Raw genomic sequence first — 23,711 nt, forward strand, 5'->3', positions numbered from 1 at the left:
CGCCGTGGGTCGTGGATGATGAATTGTAGGCGGTTATCGAACCGCTACTGCCGGTGAAACCGGCAGGGACGCCGGGTCCGGCCCAGCACGACCTGCGGCTGGTGTTTCAGGGGATCGTGTTCGTGTTGTTCACCGGGATCGGGTGGGAAGACCTTCCCCAGGAACTCGGGTTCGGCTCCGGGATGACGTGTTGGTGCGGGCTGCGCGACTGGCAGACCGCCGGGGTGTTCGAGGCGATTCACCGAGCGGTCCTCGACCGTAGCAACGCCGCCGGGTTGATCGACTTCGACCGGGTCATGATCGACGGCTCGCACGTGCGGGCGAAAGAAGGGGCGCCGCGACCGGCCCGAGCCCGGTAGACCGCGCCAAGACCGGTTCCAAACATCATCTGTTGACCGGCGGCAACGGGTTCCCGATCGTCGTGGAGCTCTCCGCAGCCAATGTCAACGACCACCTGATGCTCGCGCCCGTGCTCGACCGGGTCCGCCCCTGGCGCGGGCGACCGGGGCCACCACGCCGCCGGATCAAAACGCTCATCGGCGACAAGGGCTACGACTACCCCAGCGTGTACGCCGAGCTGCGGCAACGCGGGATCACCGGATACATCCCTCGCCGAGGAACCCGCGACAAAGTCACTGCTGGCCGTTGGATCGTGGAGCAGACCTTCGCCCTGCTCCACCAGTACCGGCGCCTGGCCGTCCGCTGGGAACGCTGCACCGACATCCATTACGGAGTCCTGAATCTCGCTGCCGCGCTGATCACTCAGCAACCGAACCCGATAGGGGCTCTACACTGGCCTTGTTCGCCGCTTATAGCGGCAAAGGACCTTCCTCGGGTTGGACTCGATTATTGTTCACGTGCGCGTGCCTGGCGACCTCGCGGTCTGACTGTCACGCAGGCTTCGCGGAGGATCTTTAACACCGTCCCCTTAGCCAGTTGATGGTCATTCACCAACTGATTGGATGACACGCCAGCTTTGTACTGGGCGACAATCGCCGCCACTGTCGCCTGATCAACACGGCGCGCCTTGCGTTGTCGGACACCACTGCCAACGCTGGGTCGCGGCTGGCGTCCATCCTGTCGGATGCGTTGCCCCAGAACGTCGAGAGCCTCTCGGAGGTCTATTCGGTTCGAGTAAGTTCCCGGTAGGTCCACTCATAGACGGCCCATGCTCACAGAGAGCATGGGCCGGTTTCGTTTCGTCATGTCTTGTGGGGGTGCAGCCCCCACACCCCAGCCCGGCGGGCTCCGCCCCCGAACCTCCGCACGAGGTCGGCCGTGGTTCCACTCGTTCAACTCTTCTCTGAGCGTGGACCAGAAGTGATCGACCTGGCTGCTTCGGACGCGGCGGCCACGTGCAACTGCATCCTGATCCGACGCCGAAGAGCTCAATCGGCTTGCTGGTCCAGATGCATTCGGCCGACCTCGGCAATCTCCGATACTGTCAATACTTTCGCCCGGGCCGCTGGTCGATGACGGCAACGATGGTGACGCGGCGCCAAGTCTGCGTGCCACTGATTCGACAAGGGTTAGCTGATGCGGTCATTTATCCCGCATCGCAGCCAGGGCTGCACGTGCGGCTGCAACCACTAGTGGCCACTCTGAATCGCCGAGGTATGTGGCATCCGGTGCGTTTCCTAGTCGGCCGATCATGGGGCCGAGTACCCGGTCCAGCTCGATCAGTCGGTCGACCTCTGGTCCATCCATGAGCACGGTGCCGATCCTGCTGCGAGGGTCGGGGACGACGACGCAGTCGTCGTACAAGATGCTCACGTTCACGTCCAGGTCGTCGTAAAAATTCTCTTGCGGGAATTCACGATTTATCCAGACTCGCCTTTGATAGTCCGGATCGGCGAATGATTCGAGTGCTTCTAACACAGACTTGCGCATCTCGGGATATTTAACATCGGTCACGGGTGATCCCAACTCCTCCAAGTCAGCCATTCGCTCAATGGTATATGTGCCATTTCTGGGTTGGTTTTGATGCTTCCGTCGATGGGCTTTCCATCCCGACCTATCACCTTGCCCCCGGCTCGGATAATGACGTGGTCCACCTGTTGTGTAGGATACTGACTGGTGGGGTCGCCCTGGTCGATCCGTATACCGTTGCCTTGGTTTTTGGGGTCCTCCCAACGCTGTCCGACCTTCTTGCTGTTCGGTTTCCCTTCCCCCCACTCGCTCGGGACTTTGTCGATGGCGGACTTCGGGGGAAATTGTAGTGGAGCGTCTGGCTTTCCGTCATTATCTAGATCAATTTCGGTCGTCAATATCGGCAGGTCGGCAACGGTGGCCAGTCCGCCTTTCGTCAGCGCTGCCGTGGTGAAGGTGAATCCGCTCAGTGCGGTGAGGAAGGTATTGGCGGGACCAGCCAAAGCTCCGGCAGCTTGGTCCAGGAAGTCGATCTCTTCTTGGCGTTCGCGGGGTGTCTTTTGCTCGTTCGGCTTCTTTTGCTTCGTTGGTGGCTCTTTGACCCGCACCATCGAAGTCCCGATCTGAATGGCGGTGACGACTACCACCATGGCGAACCGAGTGTTCATGTCCGAGCGCATCGTGGTCAAAGCAACCATGTGGGCGTCGACTCCGGCCGCGATGTCGCGGGCGGCGGCTTCGATCTCGCCCACGCTGGTAGCGAGCACACGAAGGTGGCCTACGAGGTTCGGGATGTCGTCCGGGACTTTGGTTCCGTAGCCACGCTCCAGTCCGGAGGCGACCGTCGACAGGCGTCCCTTGCCGCCGTATACGGGGTCCGACTGAGCGAAGGTCTTCCACGCGGTTGCGGCGCGCGCGAGCTTGTCGGTGTCGCCGTCAGGGACTTCGCCACCAGCGACAAGCGCGGTGACTTTATCTTGCAGTTCGGTCCAGTCAGTCTCGAGTCCGCGACTGTTGGTCCCCGATGACGCGACGCCGGTGACGACGCCCGCGCCATAGGGTAGTTCCGAGGGGAAGCCACTGGGTAAGGCCGGTGGGTCACCCTTCTTGGGGTTGCGGTTGGCTTTGTACTCCCCGCACTTCCAGTTGTAGCCGGCCGCGGTCAGTATGTCCCCGAAGTGTTGCAGGGCCTGAGCGAAGCTGGTCGCCACCAGTGTCACGGCGGAGGCGCGGTCGTCGTAGGCTTTCGACCACGTCTTGACCGCCTGATAGCCACCGGCCATCGCACTGGTTTCCAAAAGGGCGCTTTGCAGCGAATTGTAGACCGTTTGGAATTTCTCCGACAAGTCGTAGCATTCCTTGGCCGCGCTCTCGTAGGACTGCGGGGAGATCGAGCCCACCGAGTTCAGCCACCGCTCATTCTCAAATTGATCTCCGCTGCCGCACTGTAGGCGTCGCGGGCGGTGACAGCGGCGTTGTACATGTCAGTGATTCCTTCAACCACCGCGGCTGCCCCGGTTGCCCATTCCCGGTAGGCTTCCTCCTGGGCGATGGCAGCGGCTCCCTGCCAGTTTTGCTGGATTGTGGCGATTCGGTGGTTGATTCCGTCGAGACTTTCGGTGAGGAAGCCTATGAATCCATTGGCGCGGGTGACGAGCTGGTCGAGCTCATCGATGTCGAACGTGAAGTCGCGCGCGTCGTCGCCCATCACATGTTCAGTTCCGGTAGGTCGAGCGAACTCAGGTTGACGGAATTCGAGATGTCCTGGTTGGCAATGGTTTTGCTTGCGACACTCAAGAGACCACCCATGGTGTTGAGGGCGTTCAACACGTCGGCGGCCCCCTCCTTGGTTTCAGTCCAGCCGTCCCCGAATGCATCTGCCGCCGCGCCGCTCCAATTGCCGAGAACACTCGATACGTCGCGGTCAAGCGCGCTCAGTCCGGTGATCAGAGAATCCGCGACTTGCTGGATGTAGACACCGGCATCAGTCACCTCGCTTGGAACCATCGCGAAATCTGTTCCGGGCGTATCTGACTCAGTCGACACGCGAGCCCCCCTCAATATGCAGAGACCAACGTATCGACACTCGGGCACGGAGCGCAACAGTTCTGCCGACCGGGCCCCAGGCCCTGGAACCCAGGTTCTCCTGACATGCCGGCAATGCCGCTGGGCCGGCGGTCGGCAGTGGCCCTGCTGCTCGACGGGGTGCCACTATCGAACGCTGCGCGCCGCCCGGGTGCCAACCGGTTGGACCCTGATCTGCGGCCCCTCTACCGTCAGGGTGTTCGGGTTGTGACACGTTAGGCCCACTTCACAGCGGGACCGCAGGTCATCGACCTGCGGTCCCGCCTTGTTTTGTAGCGATGCGCGAACTCGTGTCGGTTCATTCGTCGGTGAGTGTCTCTAGCCCGGTTTTGTGCGAGGACGCTGGAGGCCGATCCCGGTGCCGTGCCGTATCGAAAATCTAGCTAGAATTCTGTGCAGTTGCGGTATGTCCATCCTGCGCAACACCCGTGAGCTGAGTGTTTCCGACGCCGCGCAGCGAGGTGTCGCCGGACTGGTCGCGGATGCAGAAGGTGGTGCCGACTTGGTGGTCACGCGCCATCGCCGGCCGGTTGCCGCCGTGGTCAGTATGAATCGGCTCGCCGAACTGGATCGCGCGGAGTCCGACCTACGTGACCTCGCGCTGGTGCTTGCACGCGCTGCGACCGATAGCGGGAACCGCACGGCACTCGATGATGTGCTCGGCGCCTTCGGTCACACGAGGCAATCTCTGGCCGAACTCGATGACCACGAGTAACCCGATGATCGAAGTCGTCTTCACCGATATGGCGATCGACGACCTTCGGAAACTCGGTCCCGACGCCGTCCCCAAGGTTCTCGAAAAGGTCTCCTCCTGCTGGATTCACCGCTGGCCGGTTATCCACTCGGCGGCGAATTGACCGGATTCCGCAAGCTTGTGGTCGATCGCAATACCTGGCGGGTGGTGTATCGGGTGATCGATCAGCAGACGATCGAGATCTGCGAGATCTGGGCGATCGGAGAACGCGCCGACTCCGAGGTCTACGCGGAGGCAACTGCTCGCATAGTCGCGGCCGCCGGTCGGCTACCGGAGTTCAGCAAGCTCGGTCGAGTGGTCGAACGACTCGGCCGAAATATCGAATCATTCGGCGTTCCACCGACACCGACGCGCGAACCCGTCCCGGACTGGCTCGCGCAGCGGTTGATCCATACGGTCGGTATGGCTCCCGCCGAGGTCGCGGCACTCGATCTCGAACAGGCCGTCGACTGCTGGGCTGACTACACCTCGCGACCATCCACGTAACCCGGCCTGGACCTGTTTCTGGTGGATTCCGACTGACACCCTGGTAGTTCGGCATTGCACTCCACCCGTGAGAGGCCATGGATGGCATTGGACATCGTCGTGCAGGACATCAACCATGCCGAGATACGCCGCTTCGGTGACGATGCGGACGAAACGCTGTTGAGGCTGTGCGCAGCGCAGCCCGACACCAATCCGGTGCGAAGCATCCGGCGGTACTGCGACACGATGTTCAACCGGTACCAGCTCGGGGTGATCCTGGATCGGATCGAGGAGATCGAGGTGTGGACCGATGCCGAGCGGCGGGCCGTCGATCTGCTGCGGAGGGCGTCGACGATCGCGCTTCGCGCCAACGGATATCTCCTGTTCGTCGGCGACTGAACTGAGCACCTTTCCGGATCATGTGAGCGTCTCGCTGCTCGTTGGGTGGGCGTCCAGCGTTGCCGATGTGCGGTGTCGGCCGCATCGTTCGGGTGGGTGTGACGGTGGTCGATCCGGCGTCGTCGGAGTGCGTCCTGTTTACGAACGGCGTTGAGCGGAAATGCTTCCAGTCGACATCGCGATGGAAGGTGAACGCATGAAGGTACGGACGGTTTTCGGGGCCGCGATCGTGGCGGTCGGGGTGTCGACGGGGGCGTTTTCGGCGGGGGTGGGGACGGCGGGGGCCGATACGGTGGATCGGGCCGACGTCATCTGCTGGGGGTTGAGTCCGAATATCGTCGACCTGCCGTACGCGGGGCGGATCGCGGCGTATCAGTGGGATGCGACGCCGGGGCGGCCGACGATCGAGATCACCTCGGCGCAACCGAGTATCTGGGGGTATGAGACCAATCCGGCGATCCGGTGGACGAATCTGGCGACCGGTGAAACCGGTGAGGCGGTGGGCAGCGGTCGGGTGGGGCTCGGGTCGACCAATCCCGTGTTCTTCCTGCATCTGCCGACGGGGGCCGGACCGGTTCGGGTGGATCTGACGACGGTCAACGCCGGGCCGATCCAGGTGCCGCCGGTCCGCTGCTCCGGTGTGATCGATATTCGCTAGTGGGCTCTCGTTTCATCCAGGGAATTCCTGTAACACCTCGAAAACGGCGCAGATACACCTGACAATAGTTGGGGGATAATAATATTCGTCACGCGGTGATAACGCGCGGCGTGTGTATCGGTGTGCGGATATTCGTCCGGACACGATCGAATATCGAAATCGTAGAAAGCCCACGGGCTTCGAGGGGTGCGAAATGAATGTCGAACTATCGGTGGTGTTGTCGATCGCCGCGAGCGTGGTGATCGGAGTCGCCGCGTGCGGGACCGATTCGGGCACGTCGACCGGGGGCGGGACCTCGGCGGGGAGTGCCGCGACGTCCTGGGCGAGTCCGACGGCGACGCGGGCCACGAGCGCCGGTACGCCCCCGGTCGAAACGGCACCGGAGGCGACGGCGAAACCCGGGGGACCCGAGGTGACTTCGCCCGCCACGCCGAAACCCGCATCCTCGACCGCGCGACCCGCGCCGGAGGGCAGCGGCCACGGTCTGTGCTTCGATGTGAATTCGGCACTCGCGGCGTCGTCGGTCGCGAGTTTGGGCGCGCCGCCGGCGGGGGACGGCTGGGAGATCCAGGCGGGCAGCGACGATCCGATCGAGGCCGGATGTTCCGGTGTGCTGTCGTGGATGACGGTCGAATGGCCGGGAATTCACCCGGGCACGCACATCCTGTTCTTCACCGGTGGAAAGTATCTGGGTACCGCGAGCGCGCAGCCGTACGCGTACACGACGGTTCTCGGCAAGACCCGCGACACCGTCTCGGTGCAATACCGCTGGCCGAGGGAGGAAGACCCGCTGTGCTGCCCGCAGGGCGGGCCGAGCGTCGTGACCTTCACCCTGACCGGGACCACGGTGACGGCGAACGGACAGTTCCCGCCGAACTGAACGGCCCTACACCGGGCGCAGGACGACGATTCCGGGAACCGTTCTCGCGTATTCGAGCAACGGCGAGTCCACGACCTTGTTGTTCGCCGCGAGCGAGGAGGCGTTGCGCAGGACCGGGCCGGAAGGCGTCGTCGCGAAGATGCCGACGTGGGTGACGTCGAGGCCGGGCTGGTCGGCGTAGGCGCCGATGTAGTCGCCGTTGCGCAATCGGGCGATAACGGCCTCGTCGACGAATTCGCTCGGAATGTAGGTGATGTCGCGTCGGACGACGGGCAGGCCGGGCAGGTAGTTCCCGCCGTCGCCCTTCGCGTTCAGATCCTTGGTGACGGTCACCGCGCGGGGATCGACCGACGCGGTGACGTCGGTGGCGTTGATCTTCCTCGTGTGCGCCCAGTCGGTGAAGAAATGCCTGCGCTGGGCGAAATCGACGCGACCGTCGGTGTAGCGCGTCTCGATCAGATTCCGTACGAACTGATCCCGGTCACCGGATTCGCTCAGCGCCGCCACGTAATCCAGGTAGGTGAAGCAGTCGACGCGGCGGAAATCGACCACCAATTGTTCCGGCCGCGACGCCGAGCCGACGAGCATATCGGCGCCGTAGGGCGTGCCGAGGAATTGCCGCGACAGCAGTTCGACCAGATCCGCTCTGCTCCGGCCACTCTCCGATGCCCGTGCCGCCAGGGCATCATCGATTCTCCTGCCGGTGATGTCGTCGACGGCGATCGGCTCGCCGAGCGCGGTCGGACCGGTGAGCACGAAGCACCCGGCCAGCGCCAGTACTACGGCCAGGAATCGAATGATGCGCAAAGATACCTCCAGCGGTTTCGCGGTAGGACGAATCAGCCGTGCGGGTCCAGGCTAGCCGGTGCCCGCGGTGTCCTCGGACGCTCCCGGGAGCTGAGCACGCAGACCGACCCGGACCGCGATCCCGAGCCCGGCGGCGGAAACCGTCGCGCTGTCACCGATCCCGCTCCTATAGTGGAAATTCCGAAGACGACCAGGAGGCAGCGCGAATGACCAGGTTCATGTCCCGGATCACGGTCGGCGCCGCGGCGTTGCTGGCGACAGCGGCGGCGGTGGTTGTCGCGGGGGCCTCCGCGCAGGCGGAGGTGACCTCGGTGAGCGTCGCGGCGGGTCCGGAGGGACTCGCGGTCGGCTGCCGCTACACCGTGACCGCCGCCGTCACCGATGCCGTCATCCCGCCGGGCACGGTGTTCTTCATGGTCGCGGGTGGAGTCATTCCCGGCAACGGCGAACGGCTCCCCGCTGCGGCGGTGCACCATCCGGAGAACAACACCGTCACCGTCACCTGGACGCCGACCCGGGTCGGTGCGCAGAATCTGGTCGCGATCCAGTCGGAGCCCGGCCGGTACACCTCGTCGCAGTACATCGCGGTCGACGTGCGGCACACCGGAATCGATACGGGCAGTTCCTGCCAGGTCATCGGTTGATCCGTCGCGTTTGACGGCCGTTCGCCGACGCGTAACCATGGAGGGGAAACCGGACAAACCATCATCCGGTTCGGCGTGATGAGGGACGAGTGCGGGATCGATCCGATGTGGAACAGGCGCGAGTGTTCTACGACCTGCTCGTCGCGGAGGCCGAGACGCTCACCGCCGCCATCCGGGGGATGGGGTTGACCAGCCGGGGGACCCCGAGGGCCAATACCGAATCGCAGTTGCTGCAACGTGAACTGCGCGAGGTGCTGCGCTGTCTGGACAATCTGCGCGCGAGCTTTCCCGAACTGCGCGGCGAGAAGTAGCAACCCCGGGGTGACACGCCCCACTCGGAAATCATCTCGGCACAGGTTTGCGACCTGTTCACGCCGGGTTTCCGTGCCGGTGCCACATGGGCGCAAGCCGAACGTAATGACAGTGACATGTTTGTGATTCGCTGTTTCGGTAAGTTAACTGTCCGTGCGCAATTCGCGGCCATTGGATTTCCCTCGCACCGGGCCGACGTTTTTCGTTCTCGCGATCGGTGCGGTCGCGGCGCTGATTCTGGTCTTCACCACGGTCGATCCGTGGCTCGATAAATCGGGGATCCTGGTCGGCGGATTGGATGTGCACGTCTATCGGGACGGTGCCTGGCGGATACTGCACGGCCGCGCGCTCTATACCGAGCCGACGTTCCGCGGACTTCTCTATACCTATACCCCGTTCTCGGCGCTCGCCTTTCTCCCGATAGAACGGGTGCCGTGGTCGGCGGTCACCGATACCTGGCTCGCGGTGAATATCGCGGTGCTGCTCGGCTGCGTGCTGCTGAGCTGGCGAATCCTCGGCTATCGGATCGGGCGAGATCTGCTCGGGCTGAGCGTATTGCTGACCGCGACATGCCTTTTCCTCGAACCGGTGCGCACCACCCTGTACTACGGGCAGATCAATCTGGTGTTGATGCTGCTCGTGCTGTGGGATTGGTCGCGGGCCGACGGCAGCCGAGGGCGCGGATTCGGCGTCGGTATCGCGGCGGGCATCAAACTGGTCCCCGGCTATTTCGTCGTGCAGTTCCTGGCGCTGCGGCAGTGGCGTGCGGCGGCGACCGCGTCGGGCGTTTTCGTCGCGACGGTCGCGGTGAGCTGGGTGGTGCTGCCCGAGGACTCGCGCCGGTACTGGACCTCGACTTTCTTCCAGTCGGGCCGGATCGCGGTCGATACGCATCCGGCCAACCAATCGCTGCGCGGCGCGCTGGCCCACCTGATCGGACGGCCGGCCCCGGTGTGGCTGTGGCTGGTACTCGCGGCGGCGGTCGCGGTGCTGAGTTCGGCGGTCGTCGCCGAGTTGTATCGGTGTGGGGAGCGGCTGCTCGCGGTCACCCTGGCCGGGCTCACCGCCTGCATGGTCTCGCCCTACGCGTGGGGGCATCACTGGGTGTGGTTCGTGCCGTTGCTGGTCTACCTGGTCCATCGGGCGCAGTACCGGCGCGGCTGGTGGATCGCCGCCATCGCGCTCTTCCTGTCGACCGGCGCGTGGGCCTATCACTGGAGTCCGACCTGGGTGTCGATCGGCGTCTTCCTGCTGCCGCCGTCGTGGCCGGTGTCGCCACTGCTGATCAACGCCTACGTCCTCGCGTACTGCGGGGTGCTGGCCGGGTCGATGGTTCTGGTTCGCCGGACGCGGCGCGAGGTCGTCGCGTTGCCGGAGGGGATCGAGGGCTCGCAGTGCCTCCCGTTGCCGCGCCGCGGTTCGGACGTGACCGTCGATTGATCGGCTGCCGTGGGGAATCGGGTGGGCAACGGCGGAGCCGTCGCGTGGTCGGCGGCTCCGCGCGGTGACGGTTCCGGTGGCCCGTCAGCCGACCGAGGGCGAGTCGGTGCCGACGACGCCGGGACTCACGTGGTCGAGGACGTACCCACCAGGGCTCTCTCGCTCGATGCGGGCTCGTCCGCAGGGACTTCGAGATCGCGGCGGCGCTGCCGGTGAAAGGCCCAGTGCAACAGTCCGATTCCGGCCAGGCCGCCGGAGGCGCCCGCGATGCCGAGTTCCCAGCCCGGCGGGCGCCAGGCGAGGACGAGTTCGGCGTTGTCGGTGCCCGCGGGGATGTTCACGGCGATGAAGGTGCCCGCGACGGTGGTGTACGGGATCTCTTCGCCGTTCAGGGTGACGCGGTGGCCCGGCCAACCGAGTCGGGACAGGACCACCCGGCCGCCTTCGATCGAGGTCACACGGGCGTTGCTGGTGAAACTGTTGTGCCGGGTCGCGGTGGCGTGCACGCCCGCGGTGTCGGCGATGATGCCGTTGCGGGTGGAGATCGGCCCGTCGACGCGTTCGAGGACGACGATGTAGCGTTCGTGCCCCGGGTAGTCGACCCACTGCCAGCCCTCGGGCGCGGCGTTGTCGCGGGCGTTCGGGTACTGGGCCCGGTGCAGCACCACGCGGTCGATCTTCATCAGGTCGACGATCGTTCGCCCGGTGGACGGTTCGGTCGCGAAGGCGCGGCGGAAACCGTCGGCGCAGGTACTGCCGTCCCAGGCCATGCACAGCAGTCCCGCGAAGGCGGCGTGCCCGATGGGCGTGTAGCCGTTGACGTATTCCAGGCCGAGGTTCTTGGCGTAGTTGCCGATGGCGAGTGATCCGTACGCGTCGGTGATACTCCGGTCCTGCGGCGCGAGCAGGGCTCGGTCGGCGAGTTGCAGTGTGCGACCGTCGAAGTCGGGGAAGGCCGCGGTCATCGTCGAACGGCGTTCCGGGAAGTTGTAGGACAGTGGCGTGCTTGGCGAGGCTTCCACCTGGCCGAAGGCGATCGGCAGCATCGCCACGATGGCGAGCACGCACGCCGTGGCCGCGCCCTTGTGGCGGGCCAGCCACACCGCGGCCGCGCCGAGTGCCGCGACGGTCAGCGCGGCGACGAGGTGGCGCAGGACGAGTTCGGGGGCAGCCGAGACCGATCGGATGAACAGCACGCCGATCAAGGCCGCCGCCGCGACGGCGCGCCTGCGTGAGGAACTGAACACGCCGTGGCGGCTGAGCAGTACACACACCAGCACGAGCAGGGTGACGGCCAGCATCGGGAGTACGCGCGCGGGCCAGCGCAGCGGGCCGATCGCTCCCGGGCCGGCGGTCCACATGAGCACGGCCGCCGCGAAGAAGGCGATACCGCTGATCTCACCCGCCGAGCGCGCCACCGCCCGCCAGTCGATGAACGCCAACGCCGGAATCAGGAACCAGGCGATATAGACCATCGGCAGTGGCTGGACGTAGCCCCACCAGGCGGTGAACGCCGGGGTGGTGCTGGGCAGGCTGGCGTTGAGCGATTCCGACCACGGCACCGTGAGGAACGGATCGTTGTGGATCTTGGCGTTGCCGCGCCAGGTGACCTGTGAGGAGAGCAGGCCGGGCAGATTGGCGATCAACGCCGCGAGCGCCGCGCAACCGGAGGCGAGGATCAGCCGCCGGATCGGCGCCCACTCACGCCGGTGCACGTACTCGCCCGCGAGTACCGCCGCGATCATCAAGCCCGCGAGCACCGCGGGGAAGGCGTATTGGACGGTCAGCGTCAGATAGAGGAAGACGAACAGCGGAATCGGTCCGCCGCGTCCGCGGGCGTAGAGCACGGCCGAGGCCCACGCGTTCACCAGCCACGCCGTGGCGGTGTGCGAGGTCATCCAGCTGGCCTGGTCGAAGAACAGGAACCATCCGCTGAGCGGGAAGGCGACACCCGCGACGGCCGACCACGGTGCGCGTGCGCCGTAGGCGAGGCAGGTCCGGTAGACGCCGAGTCCGGCGATGATCGAGAAGACCAGTTTCACCAGGGTGGCGTAGACGGCGAGGTTGTCCATCGACGGCGCGAGGAAATGGACGAGCAGTTGGGGCGGGTTGTAGAGACCCGCCTCCTCCAGTGAGTAGTTGCCCGCCATCCATTCCCACGGCACCAGCGCGGGAAAACGTCCCTCGCGCATCTCGTTTCCGAGATGCACCCACATCGGCGCGTACTGGGCTTCGGTGTCGTCGGTGTAGTAGTGCCTGGCGTCCGCGAGCAGAACCGCCGCGTAACCCGCGATCACTCCGAACGCGGTCACCGCCCCCCACGTGTATCTCTCTTTTCGCGATGCGATTGCCGCGCTTGTACTCACGAGGGCCGGAGCGTAGGCGAATCGGGTAAACAGGACAAGACCGGCATCGGAATCCAAGACTGTCGGCCTCGTCGGTCTCGGAATATTCGCCGGTCAGGCAATGTTTCAGCTATTCGGAACCGGGGAGATGCCCCGCTGCCGAAATGCGGAAGTGAGCTGTGATGCGCGTCGAGATCTGGTCCGATATCGCCTGCCCGTGGTGCTACGTCGGCAAGGCCCGATTCGAGAAGGGGTTGGCCGGATTCGCCCATCGTGACGAGGTCGAGGTGGTGTACCGGTCCTTCGAATTGGATGCCGGGTCACCGCGCGCGGCCACGCCGCTGCTGCCGCTGCTCGCCGCGAAATACGGGCTGACCGAGGAACAGGCGAGGCAGGCCGAACTCAGGACCGCGCAGAACGCGCGCGACGAGGGGCTGGAATATCGCACCGAGGGCCGTGACCACGGCAATACCTTCGATATGCATCGGCTTCTGCATCTGGCCGCGAAACACGACCGTCAGGACGAATTGCTGACACTGTTGTATCGGGCGAATTTCGCGGACGAGCGCTCGGCCTTCGCACCGGCGCGCCTGCTCGAACTCGGCGTCGCGGCCGGACTCGACGAGCGGGAAGTGAGCGCCGTGCTCGCCGACGAGAGTCTCTTCGCGGCGCAGGTGCGCGCCGACGAGCGCGAGGCCGCCGAACTCGGCGCGACCGGTGTGCCGTTCTTCGTCTTCGACCGCAGGATCGGCGTCTCCGGTGCGCAGCAGGCCGAGACGTTCACCCGCGCGCTGGAGCAGGCGTGGTCGGCTCGTTCGCCGCTGGTCACGGTCGCCGCCGAGGACGCGGAGTCCTGCGGTCCCGACGGCTGCTGACACCCGGCAAACCGGGCGATAGGTGTCACACCAGCAATTATTGTGTGCAATTGAGTTGCCCGCTACCGTTTGGGTAGGAGGTGTGACGATGACACAGGGTGAGATCGCCGTCGGCGAGGAATTGCGGCTCGACAGCCAGGTGTGTTTCGCGCTGTACGCCGCCTCCCGCGCGGTCACGCGACTGTACCGTCCGCTGCTCGATCCACTCGGGCTGACCTATCCGCAATATCTGGTGATGCTGGTGCTGTGGGAACGCGGGTCCGTCGCGGTGAAGGAGCTGGGGGCGGCACTCGACCTGGACTCCGGCACCCTCTCGCCGCTGCTCAAGCGGTTGGAGGCGAACGGACTGCTGACGCGCAGCCGCAGCGCCGAGGACGAGCGGTCGGTGCGGGTGGGGCTGACCGACGACGGTGTGGCATTGCGCGAGCGCGCGGCCGATATTCCGCGGAGTTTGGCCTGCGCCATCGGCTGGGATCCCGCGGAATTGGTCGAGTTCCGCACCCGTCTGCGCGAATTGACCGCCGTGATCGGCGAAGAACACTAGGCCGGTGCCGATCATCGGCCGAGCCGATCGCCGCACCTGCTAGCGTGCGGGTATGCAGGACAGCGTGACAGTTCGGATGGCCGCACCCGCCGAGAAGATCTGGGAACTCGTCGGCGACGTCACCAACACCGGGCGATTCAGTCCCGAAACCTTCGCCGCCGAATGGGTGGGCGACGCGAAGGAGCCCGTGGTCGGGGCGAAATTCCGCGGACATGTGAACCGCAACGGCTGGGGTCTCAAATATTCGACCGTGTGCCGCGTGACCGCGAGCGAACCGGGACGTGAATTCGCCTTCATCGTGCTCGGCCCCGGCGGTATGGCCATCAACACCTGGCGCTATGTGTTCGAGCCGGTCGACGGCGGCACCGATGTCACCGAATCGTTCGAACTGTCCAGGACCGTGCCGCTGCGGTTGTACTGGGCGTTGGCCGGTCGTTGGCGGGGGCGGACCAATCGCGAGGGGATGCTGGAGACATTGAACCGCGTCAAGGCGTATGTCGAAGCCGCGTAGGTGATCCGGGCCCGCCAGGGCCGGATTCTGTTGTCGTGCCGAGGGTTCGGTCCGAGTAGAGGGCTCGCAGTCGGCGTTTGTAGATCTTCCCCGAATCATCGCGCGGGAGTTCGGTGACGATTCGCAGTTCGCGCGGGATCTTGTAGTCGGCGAGCCGGTCGCGCAATCCTTTCCGCAATTCCTCGGTGTCCAGAAGCGCACCGGGACGCGCCACGACATGCGCGGCGACGACTTCGCCGAGATCCCCGGCGTGCGGGATGCCGAATACCGCGACATCCTCGACGCCGTCGAATTCGAGGAAGGCCGATTCGATTTCGGCGGGATAGATGTTCACCCCGCCGGAGATGACGATCTCGCTGGAGCGGCCCGTCAGGTAGAGGTAGCCGTCCTCGTCGAGGTAGCCGGTATCGCCGATATCGAGGAAACCGGGGATCGGTGTGGTGGCCTCCGCGTCGCGGCCCAGATAGCGGAACGCCGGCCAGTAGTCCGCGCCGCGCACGAACACCCGGCCGATTTCGCCCGGGGGAAGCCGGATTCCGTCCGCGGTGGCGACGACGGCGGCCGACCCGTCCACGCCGCGACCGACACTGCCCGGATGCGCCGACCATTCGGCGGCGCTGATCCAGGTGATGGTGCCTGCCTCGGTGCAGCCGTAGAACTCGATCAGGGCGTCGCCGAACCAGTCGATGGCCGCGCGCTTGACCGCGGGCGGGCACGGCGCGGCGGAATGGATCAGGTGGGTCAGGCTGGAGACGTCGCAGCGGCGGCGGATGTCGTCGGGCACCGACAGCAGTCGTGACAGCATCGTCGGCACGACTTTGGCCTGGGTGATCCGTCGTTCGTCGACCAGTCGCAGGAAGCGCGTGGCATCCCAGCGCGGCATGATCGTGATGTCGGTGCCCATGCGCAACGCCAGCACGGCGACCGCGTTCGGGCTGGTGTGGTACAGCGGCCCGGCGACGAGCATCCGGCCACCGGGGACCAGGCCCATCCGCTGTGCCGTGCCGCCCGCGATAGACAGCAGCTGAGTCGGCGTCATCCGTTCGCGCAGTACGCCTTTGGGGGCCCCGGTGGTGCCGGAGGTGTAGATCAGGCCCATGGAATCCGCGATCGCCCCGTCGACGTGACCCAACGGCGTCTCGCTGTCGGCGATCCACTGCTCGAGGGTGGGGTGCCTGCCGGTCGGCGTCGCCGCGGTGTGGTCGAGCCCGGCTTCGTCGAGTAGTTCGACCGGCATCGCGACTTCGACGATCCGCGCTGTGAGACAGGCGGATTCGATCGCCCGTTCGACGGCGGTGATGAACTCCGTATGCGCGATGACGATCCGCGCGCCGCCGTCGGCGAGCACGTGGGCGATCTCGCGCGCCTGCCATCTGGTGTTGATGGGCACCGGATTCGCGCCGCAGGTGGCGACGGCGAGGGAGACCTCGAGGAATTCGATGTCGTTGCGCAGCAGTACCGCCACCCGATCACCGCGGCCGATACCCCGCGCGGCGAGTGTCGCGGCGAGTCGGCCCGCGCGTTCGTGCGCCACGGGCTGCTCACGCACGCGTGCCCCGCAGCGGATGGCGGGGACCGTGGGACTCACGCGGCGGATCCGGATCGGGCTGGCGGCACCGGGCGGTGGCGCTGTCGGAGGACGTGTTCGGCGTGGACGGGTATCCGGGTCCGCATGGTGATCGAGTCTGCTCGACTGTGTTCTCGCGCGCCAGTGGTCGTAGAGTCGGTGCGACGAGCATCCGGTGGGACAGGGACGGAGCTCAGGCGGGGTGACGGGCAGGGGAATGCGACCGTCCGAACGAAGTCGAGGGGTGGGATATGTGGTACGTGATAGACGCCGCGGAACCGGATCGGGCGATCAGGCAGGTGCCGGAGGAGCGGACGGCGCGCGAGCGCTCGCTGCACCGGCTGGTGCGGCCGGGGTCGCTGTCCACGGTCGCGAGTTCGGTGGTGGCGCAGGCCATCGAGAGCAACGAGAGCTGCGATCGCGAGGTCCTGGTGCGGGGGGAACGGCGGGATGTGCACGCCGAGCCGGTGCCGGGGCCGGACGGGACGCCGCTGGCCGTGCGGTTGTGGGTCGGCAGGCGGCGGCGTGATCCCGCGCCCGGTATCGACGCCTTCCTCTGGCACGGCAGACAGTGGACGGTGCTGGCGGACGGGACGGGCGGGACGGTCCTGCCGCCCGGGCATCCACGGCTGCACGGCGCGTGGTTCCTGTCGCGGATCATCGAATGCGAGGAGCGCGACCGGCTGATGACGGCGGCGCTGGACTCGCGGCCGGGGACCAGGTGGCAGGGCGCCATGCAGGTGCGTACTCCGGACGAGCGCAGCGCCAGGGTGTTCGGATTCTTCCGCCACCACGGGCCCGATGTCCTGCGGGGACTGCTGCTCCAGGTCGAGCCCGCGCGTGAACCCGGCCTGATCGCGCCGACCTACCGTGATGACGCCGCCGTCGCGCTGCTCGGCGGCACCACCGCGCTGATCGATGCCGAGACCATGCAGATCATCGAATGGCTGACGCCGCCGCTCGGCGACATCGCGTGGCGTCATCATCCCGCGTCCAAGGGCACCGATCCGTCGGGCGCGGGTGACTTCGATCTGGCGACCACCCATCTGATCCACCCCGACGACATCGGGATCTATCTGACGGCGCTGCGATCACTGGTGGAGAACCGGGTGGATCGGGCGCGCGGGGTGGTGCGATTGCTCACGTTGTCGCGGGGCTGGCAGCCGGTCGAACTGTCCTGTGTCCGGCTTCCGCACGGCCCGTCGCGGTTCCTGACCTGTCTGATCCGGCCGGTCGGGCCGGACACGCCGTCGGGCTTGATCGAATAGCGGTGAGTCTGCTCGGGGCGATTTTCGGAGCGTGTGTTCGCTGTGACGGCACCTCCCGGGATTGCCCCGCGATTGCGAACCCCGTGCGGGGTCGGCGTGCCGGTTCGGCGCGCCCGGCGAAGGGCGGCCGCGCAGCCCGGGTGCAAGCCCCCTTGGCGGACATCCGTCCAGTTCAAACCGGGTGCGTGCGCGGGAACCCGGCGGCCGAGGTGATCGTTTTCCGTCCGGCCGTGTTGATAGCATGGCCTTTCTGTCCGACCGGATGCGGGCGTCGCCCCCGGATATATCTCGAAAGAGTCTTTTCATGCAGTTTGAAATCGTCGAGCGGGACGAGACGTGGGTTGCCGGGTTACCGGTGCGCAGCCCGAAACGTGCGCTCGGAGAATTGCGTGACCAGGACCTCGAGGCCGCTTGGGCCGCGGTGCTGCATCAGGATCTGGGCGGCCCGCTCGCGAGTGCGTATACCGATTACAGCGGCGAACTCGGCACTTACCACACCCAGATCGTCGGATATCAGTGCGCGACGTTCGAGGAAGTCACGCGCGGTCACCTCGTGGCACTGCTTCGGGGCGGCTCCTATGCCCGCTTCTCTTCGGTCGGTAACTTTCCGCAGGTGATGACCGACCTGTGGACGCAGATCGCCTATGCCGAGGAGCACAACCAGATCAAACGCACCTATACGGGTGATTTCGAGTGTTATCCGCACGCCTACAAAATCGATCTGTATCTGGCGGTAGATCCCCGATGAGCTATGCGATCGTTGTCCGCAACGAGGCGATCTACGGTGGGCTGGTCGTTCCGCGGGTGCGTCCGAGCTTCAAGGTCAGCAACAGCGATCTGATCGAATTCCTCAAGGATCGGCTGCGCGACCGGGCGGCGACCTCCCAGCCGCTGTTCACCGTCTACGTGCCCGATCCCGCGGGAAACTACAACGCGCTGGTGTGTTTCGAGTACCGCGCGCCGCAGGCGGCCCCGGTGGGCGACCTCCTGGTCCGGGTGCCCAAGGGTGTCTACGCCCGCTTCGAGCCGAACGGCGACTACCACGATCCGGTCGAGGACGTCTGGGCGCAGGTGGACGACGCGACGGCCTCGGCCGAGATCACCCGCGCCTACCGCGAGGAAATAGAGATCTGGCGCGGGCCGGAGTCGGTCGAACTCTTCATTTCCATCCTGGTTTGATAGCCCGCTAATTGCGATGAGGGAACCAACTGGTCTTTTCGTTGCGAATCGTATTGGTTGTCGGGGTCCTGAACTGCGGTAACTCGGGCGATTTCGCGATGTTTCCGGAAGGTTAGCCGGATGCCTGGTGAATTCTCGTGGGATGGCGGATACTGCCCTAGGCGACTCTGCCGCCCGAACGAATCCGGGGGCCGTGTTCGCCGGATGGGGTATGAACGACCGTGCGCGAGCGCGGAGCAACGGAGTAGGAATGCCGATGACTGTCGAAGCGATTGCAGTCGTTCCGGAAGACGCCCTCGGCGCGGGAATCCCGCGATTCCGTGACGAGCAATCCGGATACACATTCTTTGTCGCCGCTCCCGCCGCGTGTCCTACCTTGTGGAATCGCTATCTGAACGGGGCGCACGAGGTCTACCGCCAATTCGGCGTCGAACCCGCGCTCGAATTCGAGCGGACGAGCGACGGCGCCTCGACGGCGCTGTTCTTCCTCGGTCTGGATCCGGCGGGCGAGGCGGTCGCCGGTGTCCGGATCCAGGGCAGGTACACCCATGTCGACGAGGTCCGCGGCGTCGCCGACTGGGACGGGCGTCGCGGCTCCGTGGAACTGCGGCGCATGGTCGCCGACCGCATTCCCGAGGGCGTGGTCGAGGCCAAGGGCGCCTGGGTGGCGCGGGACTCGCCGCACCGATCCGCACTCGGCGATGTGGTCTCGCGCGCCGTGCTGCACGGCGCGCTGCTGCTGGACGCCCGCTTCGGATTCGCCACCGTCGCCACCTTCACGGTGCCTCGGCATCGGGCCAGCGGGGCCGTGCGCGCCGCGCACATTCCGTCGGTGCCCTACCCGGACGCGCGCTACCGGACCGTCCCGATCTGGTGGGACACCCGCACTTATCGTGCGTTCGCGGATCGGTCGCAGAGCGCGCGGATCCGCGCCGAGACCCGCGCGCTCGCCGAGGCCGACCATTCCTACTTCGCCCCGCCGCCGGGCAGCGAGCGGGCCGCACAGGGGCGGGACGGCCATGGGCGATGATCCCGCCCGAGTGTCGGACCATCGCCCGCTGATCCTGGACGAGGCCGACCCGGCGCACGCGAGAACCCTCGCCGAATTGCGCGACCTGCCGCATATCGAGCACATCGACCTGCGGGAACCGCTGCGCGCCGAGTTCGACCGCCTCGCGGGCGCCGCGGGGTCGGTCGCCGATCCGGACGCGCAACGGTGGATCTACTACCCGTGGCGTCGCGCCCTGGTCGGACTTCCCGGTCCGGATGTCTTCCGCGCGGTGCGGCTCGATCGCAATCGCAACAAACTGACCCGCGCCGAACAGGACCGGCTGGCCACCTCGACGATCGGCGTGGTCGGTCAGAGCGTCGGACACGCGATCGCCTACCTGCTCGCGCTGGAGGGCGTGGTCGGCACGCTGCGGCTGGCCGACCTGGACGACATCGAACTGTCGAATCTGAATCGGGTGCCCGGCACGGTATTCGACATCGGCGTCAACAAGGCTGTCGTCACGGCGCGCAAGATCGCCGAACTCGACCCCTACCTGCCGGTCGAGATCTTCGAGACCGGTCTGGACGCCGATTCCGTCGACGCGTTCCTCGCCGGATTGTCGATCGTCGTCGAGGAATGCGATTCGCTCGACATGAAACTGGTGATCCGCGAGGCGGCGGCGACGCACCGCGTTCCGCTGCTGATGGAAACCAGCGACCGCGGCCTGCTCGATGTCGAGCGCTTCGACCTCGAACCGGATCGGGAGCCCTTCCACGGTCTGCTCGGCGGGGTGCGCGCGGCCGATCTGCGCGGCCTCTCCGCGCAGGACAAGGCCCCGTTCGTGGTGCGGCTGCTCGGGGCTCGCGGCCTGTCGGCGCGAATGGCGGCGAGCATGGTCGAGGTCGGCGAGACGCTGTCGAGCTGGCCGCAGCTGGGCAGCGATGTCATGCACGGGGCGGCGAGCGTGGTGGCGGCGGCCAGGCGGATCGGGCTCGGCCGGAAACTGCCGTCGGGGCGTATCAGGATCGATGTGGACGACTGTCTCGACGATCTGGCCGAGCCCGTGCCCGAGGGCGAGCCGGTCTGGGACGATCCGCCCGAGCCCGCACCGGCCGTCGATCCGATCGGCGCGATCATGACCGCCGCCCAGCGAGCGCCCTCCGGCGGCAATTCCCAGCCGTGGCGGCTACGGGCCGATGCCTGCGCGCTCCGGATCGAACTCGCGCCGGAAGCGTCATCGGCGATGGATATCGGATTCCGCGGCAGCGCGGTCGCGCTCGGCGCCGCGCTGTACAACGCGCGGACCGCCGCGGCGGCGCACGGACTGCTGGGGCCGCACCGATTCGTCGAACAGGACGCGGGCGTCGTGCTGACCGGAGTGCTGACGCTGGGCGACGGCGACGATCCGGTGCTGGCCGCGGACTACCCGGCGGTACTCACCCGCGCGACCGATCGCGCACCCGGCACCGGCGCGGCGATACCGGACGCGGTCCTGGCCGCGCTGAACGCCGTCGCCGTCGACTCGGGAGCGAACCTGCGCGCGCTCACCGACCGCGACGATCTGGCGCTGGCCGCGACACTGTGCGGCGAATCGGACCGGGTGCGCTATCTGACCCCGCGGACGCACGCGGAGATGATGGACGAGGTGCGCTGGCCCGAGGACGATCCCGACGTCGGCATCGACGCGCGCGGCCTGGCGCTGACACCGAAGGAGTGGGCGGGTTTCGAGATAGCGCGCCGCGCCGATGTGATGGCGCAGTTGCGGTCGTGGGACGGCGGCGCGGCACTGGGCGCGTACACCAGGGATCGGGTGCGCACCGGATCGGCACTCGTCGCGGTCACCTTCGGCGCGGCGGATTCCCGTCTCGAGGGCTACGCGAGGGCGGGTACGGCGGTGTCACGGGTGTGGATCGAGGCGCAGCGGCACGGTCTGGCGGTGCAACCGATCTCGCCGATGTACCTCTACGCGCGAAGTTCTGGTGAACTCGCCGCGATTTCCCCCGACTACGTGGATACACTAGCGTCACTTCAGAGCCGTTTCCTGAACCTACTGGGAGTGCCGGGGCATGAGATCATGGCATTGGTTCTGCGCTTGAGTTACCCGGCCGCCGACACTGCCCCGGTGCGGAGCAGGCGGCGTCCGCTGCCGGGCGTGGACAGCCGTAGTTAGCGCGATCGGAGACAAAGTGCCTCGGCGGACACTCGACTCACTGGTGACCCAGGTCGCCTCCGAGCTGATGGGTGTGGACGCCACGACCATGGTGGCGGCTACCGAACGCGTGCTCGCCCAGCTGGTCGAATACTTCGACGTCGATTTCAGCTACGTGCGTCATACCGACCGTGAACGGCGAGCGACGATCCTGGTCGCCGAATGGCCGCACCGCCAGCAGGTGCCCGATCCCGATCCGCTCGGCATCATCTACTTCGAGAGCGCCGACGGCGTGTTCCGTCAGCTCGAACATTCGACCGAACCGGTGCTGGCCAGGCCGACCCCCGAATTCGCCGACTACCAGGAGACGGTGCGGCGCGCCTCGGGCATTCCGCAGGTCACCTCGGCCGCCATGCCGCTGCTCTCGCGCGGCGAGTCGACCGGGGTGCTCGGGTTCATCAAAGAGGGCGACCGCGAGTGGAGCACCAGGGAACTCAATGTGCTCAAGGCCATCGCGGCGCTGTTCGCCCAGCTCCAAGCGCGGGTCGTCGCCGAGGAGCGGTTGCGCTACATCGCGCTGCACGACGACCTGACCGGGCTGGCCAACCGTCGCGCCCTGCTCGAACACATGGAAGAGCGTCTGCGCGCGGGCTCCCCGGGACCGGTCGCCGCCTTCTTCCTCGACCTGGACCGGCTCAAGGCGCTCAACGATTTTCTCGGACACACCGCGGGCGACAATTTCATCAGGACGCTGTCGTCGCGGCTGCGTGAGCATCTGGACCCCAACGACATGATCGCCCGTCTCGGCGGCGACGAATTCGTCATCGTGCCCGCCAAGCCGATGGACGCGGTCGCCGCGGAATACGAGGCGGCGCGGATCCAGCAGTTGATCGGCAGGCGGGTGACCGTCGGCGGTGAATCGGTCAGCCGTGGGGCCAGCGTCGGCGTCGCGGTCGGCATTCCCGGCGAGACCACCGTCGCCGACGTGCTGCGTCGGGCCGATCACGCCCTGCTGTCGGCCAAATCCGGGGGCGGCAACGGCGTCGCGGTCTTCACCGACGCCATGCGCGCGCAATTCGAACTCCAGGACGATGTCGAGCTGAATCTGCGCGGCGCGGTCTCCGACGGTTCCCTGCTCCTGCACTACCAGCCCGAGGTGGATCTGCGCACCGGCCGGATCGTCGCGCTGGAGGCGCTGGTGCGCTGGATGCATCCGACCAGGGGACTGCTACCCCCGGCCGCTTTCGTCACCGTCGCCGAGGCCACCAATCTGGCCGGTGAGCTGGGGCGCTGGGTGATCAGGTCGGCGTGCGCGCAGTTCGCGGAATGGCGGCGGCGCGGGCTGGCGGGCAATGTGGTCATGCGGATCAACGTCTCGCCGGTGCAGTTGGTCAGCCTGGATTTCGTCGAGCGCATCGAGGACATCCTGCGGCTGTTCGGCATCGACGGCAGTTCGGTCTGCCTGGAGATCACCGAACACGTCGTCGTCCAGGATCTGGCGCGCACACAGGTCACCCTGCGCGGACTCAAACGCATGGGCGTGCAGATCGCCATCGACGATTTCGGCACCGGCTACAGCTCGCTGTCCCATCTCAAGGCGCTTCCGGTCGACGCGGTGAAGATCGATCGCGGCTTCGTGCAGCGGCTCGGCGCGAGCACCGACGATCTGGCGATCGTGAAATCCATCATCGGCCTGGCGGGATCGTTCGGTCTCGGCGTCGTCGGCGAGGGTGTCGAAACCGCCGTCGCCGCGCGCACCCTCGTCGGTCTGGGCTGCTATCGGGCGCAGGGTTTCCTCATCGCCCGGCCGATGCCCGCCGAGCAGGTGGAGGAACATCTGGCGCTCGGCCGGATTCCGCTGGACCTGGATCTGCCGCGCGTCGGGCGCACCCAGACCGCGCGCTGAACCACGGTTTCGCGCGTTCTTCCCCAGCTGTTCACGCCCCGTTGAGCGCTACAGTCCCCGGGG

At 66.4% G+C, this 23,711-nt stretch carries 27 protein-coding genes; 20 read left to right on the plus strand and 7 right to left on the minus strand.

All coding sequences use genetic code 11. From position 1 onward, the window contains the following. The first annotated feature begins 35 nt into the window (after positions 1 to 35). Complete coding sequence (locus DAT37_RS45015; protein WP_332873366.1) at positions 36 to 359, plus strand: transposase; 324 nt, start codon at positions 36 to 38, stop codon at positions 357 to 359. Between the two features lie 32 nt (positions 360 to 391). Continuing rightward, on the plus strand, positions 392 to 940 hold the full coding sequence (locus DAT37_RS45020) for a transposase (protein WP_232840039.1): 549 nt from the start codon (positions 392 to 394) through the stop codon (positions 938 to 940). 602 nt (positions 941 to 1,542) lie between these two features. Here DAT37_RS45020 and DAT37_RS27510 read toward each other — a convergent pair. Genes DAT37_RS27510 through DAT37_RS27525 form a run of 4 tightly spaced genes read right to left on the minus strand, consistent with a single transcriptional unit; the run spans position 1,543 to position 3,915 of the window. Further along, positions 1,543 to 1,944 carry an SCO4402 family protein gene (locus DAT37_RS27510; RefSeq protein ID WP_157978736.1) on the minus strand — a complete coding sequence of 134 codons (402 nt, stop codon included), beginning with the start codon at positions 1,942 to 1,944 and terminating at the stop codon, positions 1,543 to 1,545. After that, entirely contained in the window at positions 1,911 to 3,215 is a 1,305-nt protein-coding gene (locus tag DAT37_RS45025; RefSeq protein ID WP_198654462.1) for a hypothetical protein, read from the minus strand. Before DAT37_RS45025 ends, DAT37_RS27510 begins: the two co-directional genes overlap by 34 nt. Positions 3,216 to 3,274: 59 nt before the next feature. Next, a complete protein-coding gene (locus tag DAT37_RS27520) occupies positions 3,275 to 3,577 on the minus strand; it encodes a WXG100 family type VII secretion target (protein ID WP_157978737.1) in 303 nt (100 codons plus the stop codon). Beyond that, complete coding sequence (locus DAT37_RS27525) at positions 3,577 to 3,915, minus strand: WXG100 family type VII secretion target (protein WP_157978738.1); 339 nt, start codon at positions 3,913 to 3,915, stop codon at positions 3,577 to 3,579. The genes DAT37_RS27520 and DAT37_RS27525 overlap by 1 nt, the downstream gene beginning before the upstream one ends. A 445-nt stretch (positions 3,916 to 4,360) precedes the next feature. On the opposite strand from DAT37_RS27525, the gene DAT37_RS27530 reads away from it, so the two are divergent. The 6 genes from DAT37_RS27530 to DAT37_RS27550 all read left to right on the plus strand — a co-directional run bounded on the left by DAT37_RS27530 (position 4,361) and on the right by DAT37_RS27550 (position 7,110). Further along, positions 4,361 to 4,669 (plus strand): prevent-host-death family protein, encoded by a 309-nt coding sequence (locus DAT37_RS27530; protein WP_109527795.1) that lies wholly within the window; start codon positions 4,361 to 4,363, stop codon positions 4,667 to 4,669. Next, positions 4,656 to 4,811, plus strand: coding sequence for a hypothetical protein (locus tag DAT37_RS45030; RefSeq protein ID WP_198654463.1), 156 nt, complete (start codon positions 4,656 to 4,658; stop codon positions 4,809 to 4,811). Before DAT37_RS27530 ends, DAT37_RS45030 begins: the two co-directional genes overlap by 14 nt. A 17-nt stretch (positions 4,812 to 4,828) precedes the next feature. Continuing rightward, the gene (locus DAT37_RS27535; RefSeq protein WP_198654464.1) at positions 4,829 to 5,194 is read left to right on the plus strand and encodes a hypothetical protein; all 366 of its coding nucleotides are present in this window, start codon (positions 4,829 to 4,831) and stop codon (positions 5,192 to 5,194) included. Positions 5,195 to 5,275: 81 nt separating this feature from the next. Further along, a complete protein-coding gene (locus tag DAT37_RS27540; RefSeq protein ID WP_109527796.1) occupies positions 5,276 to 5,572 on the plus strand; it encodes a hypothetical protein in 297 nt (98 codons plus the stop codon). A 196-nt stretch (positions 5,573 to 5,768) separates the two neighbouring features. Continuing rightward, entirely contained in the window at positions 5,769 to 6,230 is a 462-nt protein-coding gene (locus tag DAT37_RS27545) for a hypothetical protein (RefSeq protein WP_157978739.1), read from the plus strand. A 193-nt stretch (positions 6,231 to 6,423) separates the two neighbouring features. Further along, the gene (locus tag DAT37_RS27550; RefSeq protein WP_109527798.1) at positions 6,424 to 7,110 is read left to right on the plus strand and encodes an LppP/LprE family lipoprotein; all 687 of its coding nucleotides are present in this window, start codon (positions 6,424 to 6,426) and stop codon (positions 7,108 to 7,110) included. A gap of 6 nt (positions 7,111 to 7,116) precedes the next feature. Here DAT37_RS27550 and DAT37_RS27555 read toward each other — a convergent pair whose 3' ends face one another. Beyond that, positions 7,117 to 7,950, minus strand: a complete 834-nt coding sequence (locus DAT37_RS27555) for a DUF1460 domain-containing protein (protein ID WP_408637446.1) — start codon at positions 7,948 to 7,950, stop codon at positions 7,117 to 7,119. Positions 7,951 to 8,123: 173 nt separating this feature from the next. On the opposite strand from DAT37_RS27555, the gene DAT37_RS27560 reads away from it, so the two are divergent. The 3 genes from DAT37_RS27560 (at position 8,124) to DAT37_RS27570 (ending at position 10,313) form a co-directional block, all read left to right on the plus strand. Further along, entirely contained in the window at positions 8,124 to 8,561 is a 438-nt protein-coding gene (locus tag DAT37_RS27560; RefSeq protein ID WP_109527800.1) for a hypothetical protein, read from the plus strand. A gap of 89 nt (positions 8,562 to 8,650) precedes the next feature. Continuing rightward, positions 8,651 to 8,872 carry a hypothetical protein gene (locus DAT37_RS27565; RefSeq protein WP_157978740.1) on the plus strand — a complete coding sequence of 74 codons (222 nt, stop codon included), beginning with the start codon at positions 8,651 to 8,653 and terminating at the stop codon, positions 8,870 to 8,872. Between the two features lie 154 nt (positions 8,873 to 9,026). Then, the gene (locus DAT37_RS27570; protein ID WP_232840040.1) at positions 9,027 to 10,313 is read left to right on the plus strand and encodes a glycosyltransferase 87 family protein; all 1,287 of its coding nucleotides are present in this window, start codon (positions 9,027 to 9,029) and stop codon (positions 10,311 to 10,313) included. 125 nt (positions 10,314 to 10,438) lie between these two features. Here DAT37_RS27570 and DAT37_RS27575 read toward each other — a convergent pair whose 3' ends face one another. Next, positions 10,439 to 12,625 carry a glycosyltransferase family protein gene (locus DAT37_RS27575; protein ID WP_232840041.1) on the minus strand — a complete coding sequence of 729 codons (2,187 nt, stop codon included), beginning with the start codon at positions 12,623 to 12,625 and terminating at the stop codon, positions 10,439 to 10,441. Positions 12,626 to 12,840: 215 nt separating this feature from the next. On the opposite strand from DAT37_RS27575, the gene DAT37_RS27580 reads away from it, so the two are divergent. From DAT37_RS27580 to DAT37_RS27590, 3 genes are all read left to right on the plus strand, one after another. Further along, positions 12,841 to 13,533, plus strand: a complete 693-nt coding sequence (locus DAT37_RS27580) for a DsbA family oxidoreductase (protein WP_109527802.1) — start codon at positions 12,841 to 12,843, stop codon at positions 13,531 to 13,533. Positions 13,534 to 13,621: 88 nt separating this feature from the next. Further along, on the plus strand, positions 13,622 to 14,077 hold the full coding sequence (locus DAT37_RS27585) for a MarR family winged helix-turn-helix transcriptional regulator (RefSeq protein WP_109527803.1): 456 nt from the start codon (positions 13,622 to 13,624) through the stop codon (positions 14,075 to 14,077). A 52-nt stretch (positions 14,078 to 14,129) separates the two neighbouring features. Further along, complete coding sequence (locus DAT37_RS27590) at positions 14,130 to 14,588, plus strand: SRPBCC family protein (protein WP_109527804.1); 459 nt, start codon at positions 14,130 to 14,132, stop codon at positions 14,586 to 14,588. On the opposite strand, the gene DAT37_RS27595 is transcribed toward DAT37_RS27590, so the two are convergent. Next, positions 14,563 to 16,176: an AMP-binding protein gene (locus DAT37_RS27595; protein WP_109527805.1), complete on the minus strand. Its 1,614-nt coding sequence runs from the start codon at positions 16,174 to 16,176 to the stop codon at positions 14,563 to 14,565. The genes DAT37_RS27590 and DAT37_RS27595 overlap by 26 nt on opposite strands. Before the next feature lie 230 nt (positions 16,177 to 16,406). On the opposite strand from DAT37_RS27595, the gene DAT37_RS27600 reads away from it, so the two are divergent. From DAT37_RS27600 to DAT37_RS27625, 6 genes are all read left to right on the plus strand, one after another. After that, positions 16,407 to 17,423 carry a GAF domain-containing protein gene (locus DAT37_RS27600; RefSeq protein WP_109527806.1) on the plus strand — a complete coding sequence of 339 codons (1,017 nt, stop codon included), beginning with the start codon at positions 16,407 to 16,409 and terminating at the stop codon, positions 17,421 to 17,423. A 304-nt stretch (positions 17,424 to 17,727) separates the two neighbouring features. After that, the gene (locus DAT37_RS27605; protein WP_109527807.1) at positions 17,728 to 18,171 is read left to right on the plus strand and encodes a GyrI-like domain-containing protein; all 444 of its coding nucleotides are present in this window, start codon (positions 17,728 to 17,730) and stop codon (positions 18,169 to 18,171) included. Further along, positions 18,168 to 18,602 (plus strand): GyrI-like domain-containing protein, encoded by a 435-nt coding sequence (locus DAT37_RS27610; RefSeq protein ID WP_109527808.1) that lies wholly within the window; start codon positions 18,168 to 18,170, stop codon positions 18,600 to 18,602. The genes DAT37_RS27605 and DAT37_RS27610 overlap by 4 nt, the downstream gene beginning before the upstream one ends. A 256-nt stretch (positions 18,603 to 18,858) precedes the next feature. Beyond that, positions 18,859 to 19,632, plus strand: coding sequence for a hypothetical protein (locus tag DAT37_RS27615; RefSeq protein WP_157978741.1), 774 nt, complete (start codon positions 18,859 to 18,861; stop codon positions 19,630 to 19,632). Next, positions 19,622 to 21,763: an Rv1355c family protein gene (locus tag DAT37_RS27620; RefSeq protein WP_109527810.1), complete on the plus strand. Its 2,142-nt coding sequence runs from the start codon at positions 19,622 to 19,624 to the stop codon at positions 21,761 to 21,763. Before DAT37_RS27615 ends, DAT37_RS27620 begins: the two co-directional genes overlap by 11 nt. A 67-nt stretch (positions 21,764 to 21,830) precedes the next feature. Continuing rightward, complete coding sequence (locus DAT37_RS27625; RefSeq protein ID WP_109527945.1) at positions 21,831 to 23,648, plus strand: putative bifunctional diguanylate cyclase/phosphodiesterase; 1,818 nt, start codon at positions 21,831 to 21,833, stop codon at positions 23,646 to 23,648. Positions 23,649 to 23,711 lie beyond the last annotated feature (63 nt).

Source organism: Nocardia aurea (genome assembly GCF_003123685.1).
GTDB lineage: Bacteria > Actinomycetota > Actinomycetes > Mycobacteriales > Mycobacteriaceae > Nocardia > Nocardia aurea.

Excerpts from the sequence above, each read along its gene's own strand:
- DAT37_RS27510 (WP_157978736.1), bottom strand. The coding sequence starts at position 1,944 with ATGGCTGACTTGGAGGAGTTGGGATCACCCGTGACCGATGTTAAATAT.
- DAT37_RS27520 (WP_157978737.1), bottom strand. The coding sequence starts at position 3,577 with ATGGGCGACGACGCGCGCGACTTCACGTTCGACATCGATGAGCTCGAC.
- DAT37_RS27530 (WP_109527795.1), top strand. The coding sequence starts at position 4,361 with ATGTCCATCCTGCGCAACACCCGTGAGCTGAGTGTTTCCGACGCCGCG.
- DAT37_RS45030 (WP_198654463.1), top strand. The coding sequence starts at position 4,656 with ATGACCACGAGTAACCCGATGATCGAAGTCGTCTTCACCGATATGGCG.
- DAT37_RS27540 (WP_109527796.1), top strand. The coding sequence starts at position 5,276 with ATGGCATTGGACATCGTCGTGCAGGACATCAACCATGCCGAGATACGC.
- DAT37_RS27545 (WP_157978739.1), top strand. The coding sequence starts at position 5,769 with ATGAAGGTACGGACGGTTTTCGGGGCCGCGATCGTGGCGGTCGGGGTG.
- DAT37_RS27550 (WP_109527798.1), top strand. The coding sequence starts at position 6,424 with ATGAATGTCGAACTATCGGTGGTGTTGTCGATCGCCGCGAGCGTGGTG.
- DAT37_RS27560 (WP_109527800.1), top strand. The coding sequence starts at position 8,124 with ATGACCAGGTTCATGTCCCGGATCACGGTCGGCGCCGCGGCGTTGCTG.
- DAT37_RS27580 (WP_109527802.1), top strand. The coding sequence starts at position 12,841 with ATGCGCGTCGAGATCTGGTCCGATATCGCCTGCCCGTGGTGCTACGTC.
- DAT37_RS27585 (WP_109527803.1), top strand. The coding sequence starts at position 13,622 with ATGACACAGGGTGAGATCGCCGTCGGCGAGGAATTGCGGCTCGACAGC.
- DAT37_RS27590 (WP_109527804.1), top strand. The coding sequence starts at position 14,130 with ATGCAGGACAGCGTGACAGTTCGGATGGCCGCACCCGCCGAGAAGATC.
- DAT37_RS27600 (WP_109527806.1), top strand. The coding sequence starts at position 16,407 with ATGTGGTACGTGATAGACGCCGCGGAACCGGATCGGGCGATCAGGCAG.
- DAT37_RS27605 (WP_109527807.1), top strand. The coding sequence starts at position 17,728 with ATGCAGTTTGAAATCGTCGAGCGGGACGAGACGTGGGTTGCCGGGTTA.
- DAT37_RS27610 (WP_109527808.1), top strand. The coding sequence starts at position 18,168 with ATGAGCTATGCGATCGTTGTCCGCAACGAGGCGATCTACGGTGGGCTG.
- DAT37_RS27615 (WP_157978741.1), top strand. The coding sequence starts at position 18,859 with ATGACTGTCGAAGCGATTGCAGTCGTTCCGGAAGACGCCCTCGGCGCG.
- DAT37_RS27620 (WP_109527810.1), top strand. The coding sequence starts at position 19,622 with ATGGGCGATGATCCCGCCCGAGTGTCGGACCATCGCCCGCTGATCCTG.
- DAT37_RS27625 (WP_109527945.1), top strand. The coding sequence starts at position 21,831 with ATGGGTGTGGACGCCACGACCATGGTGGCGGCTACCGAACGCGTGCTC.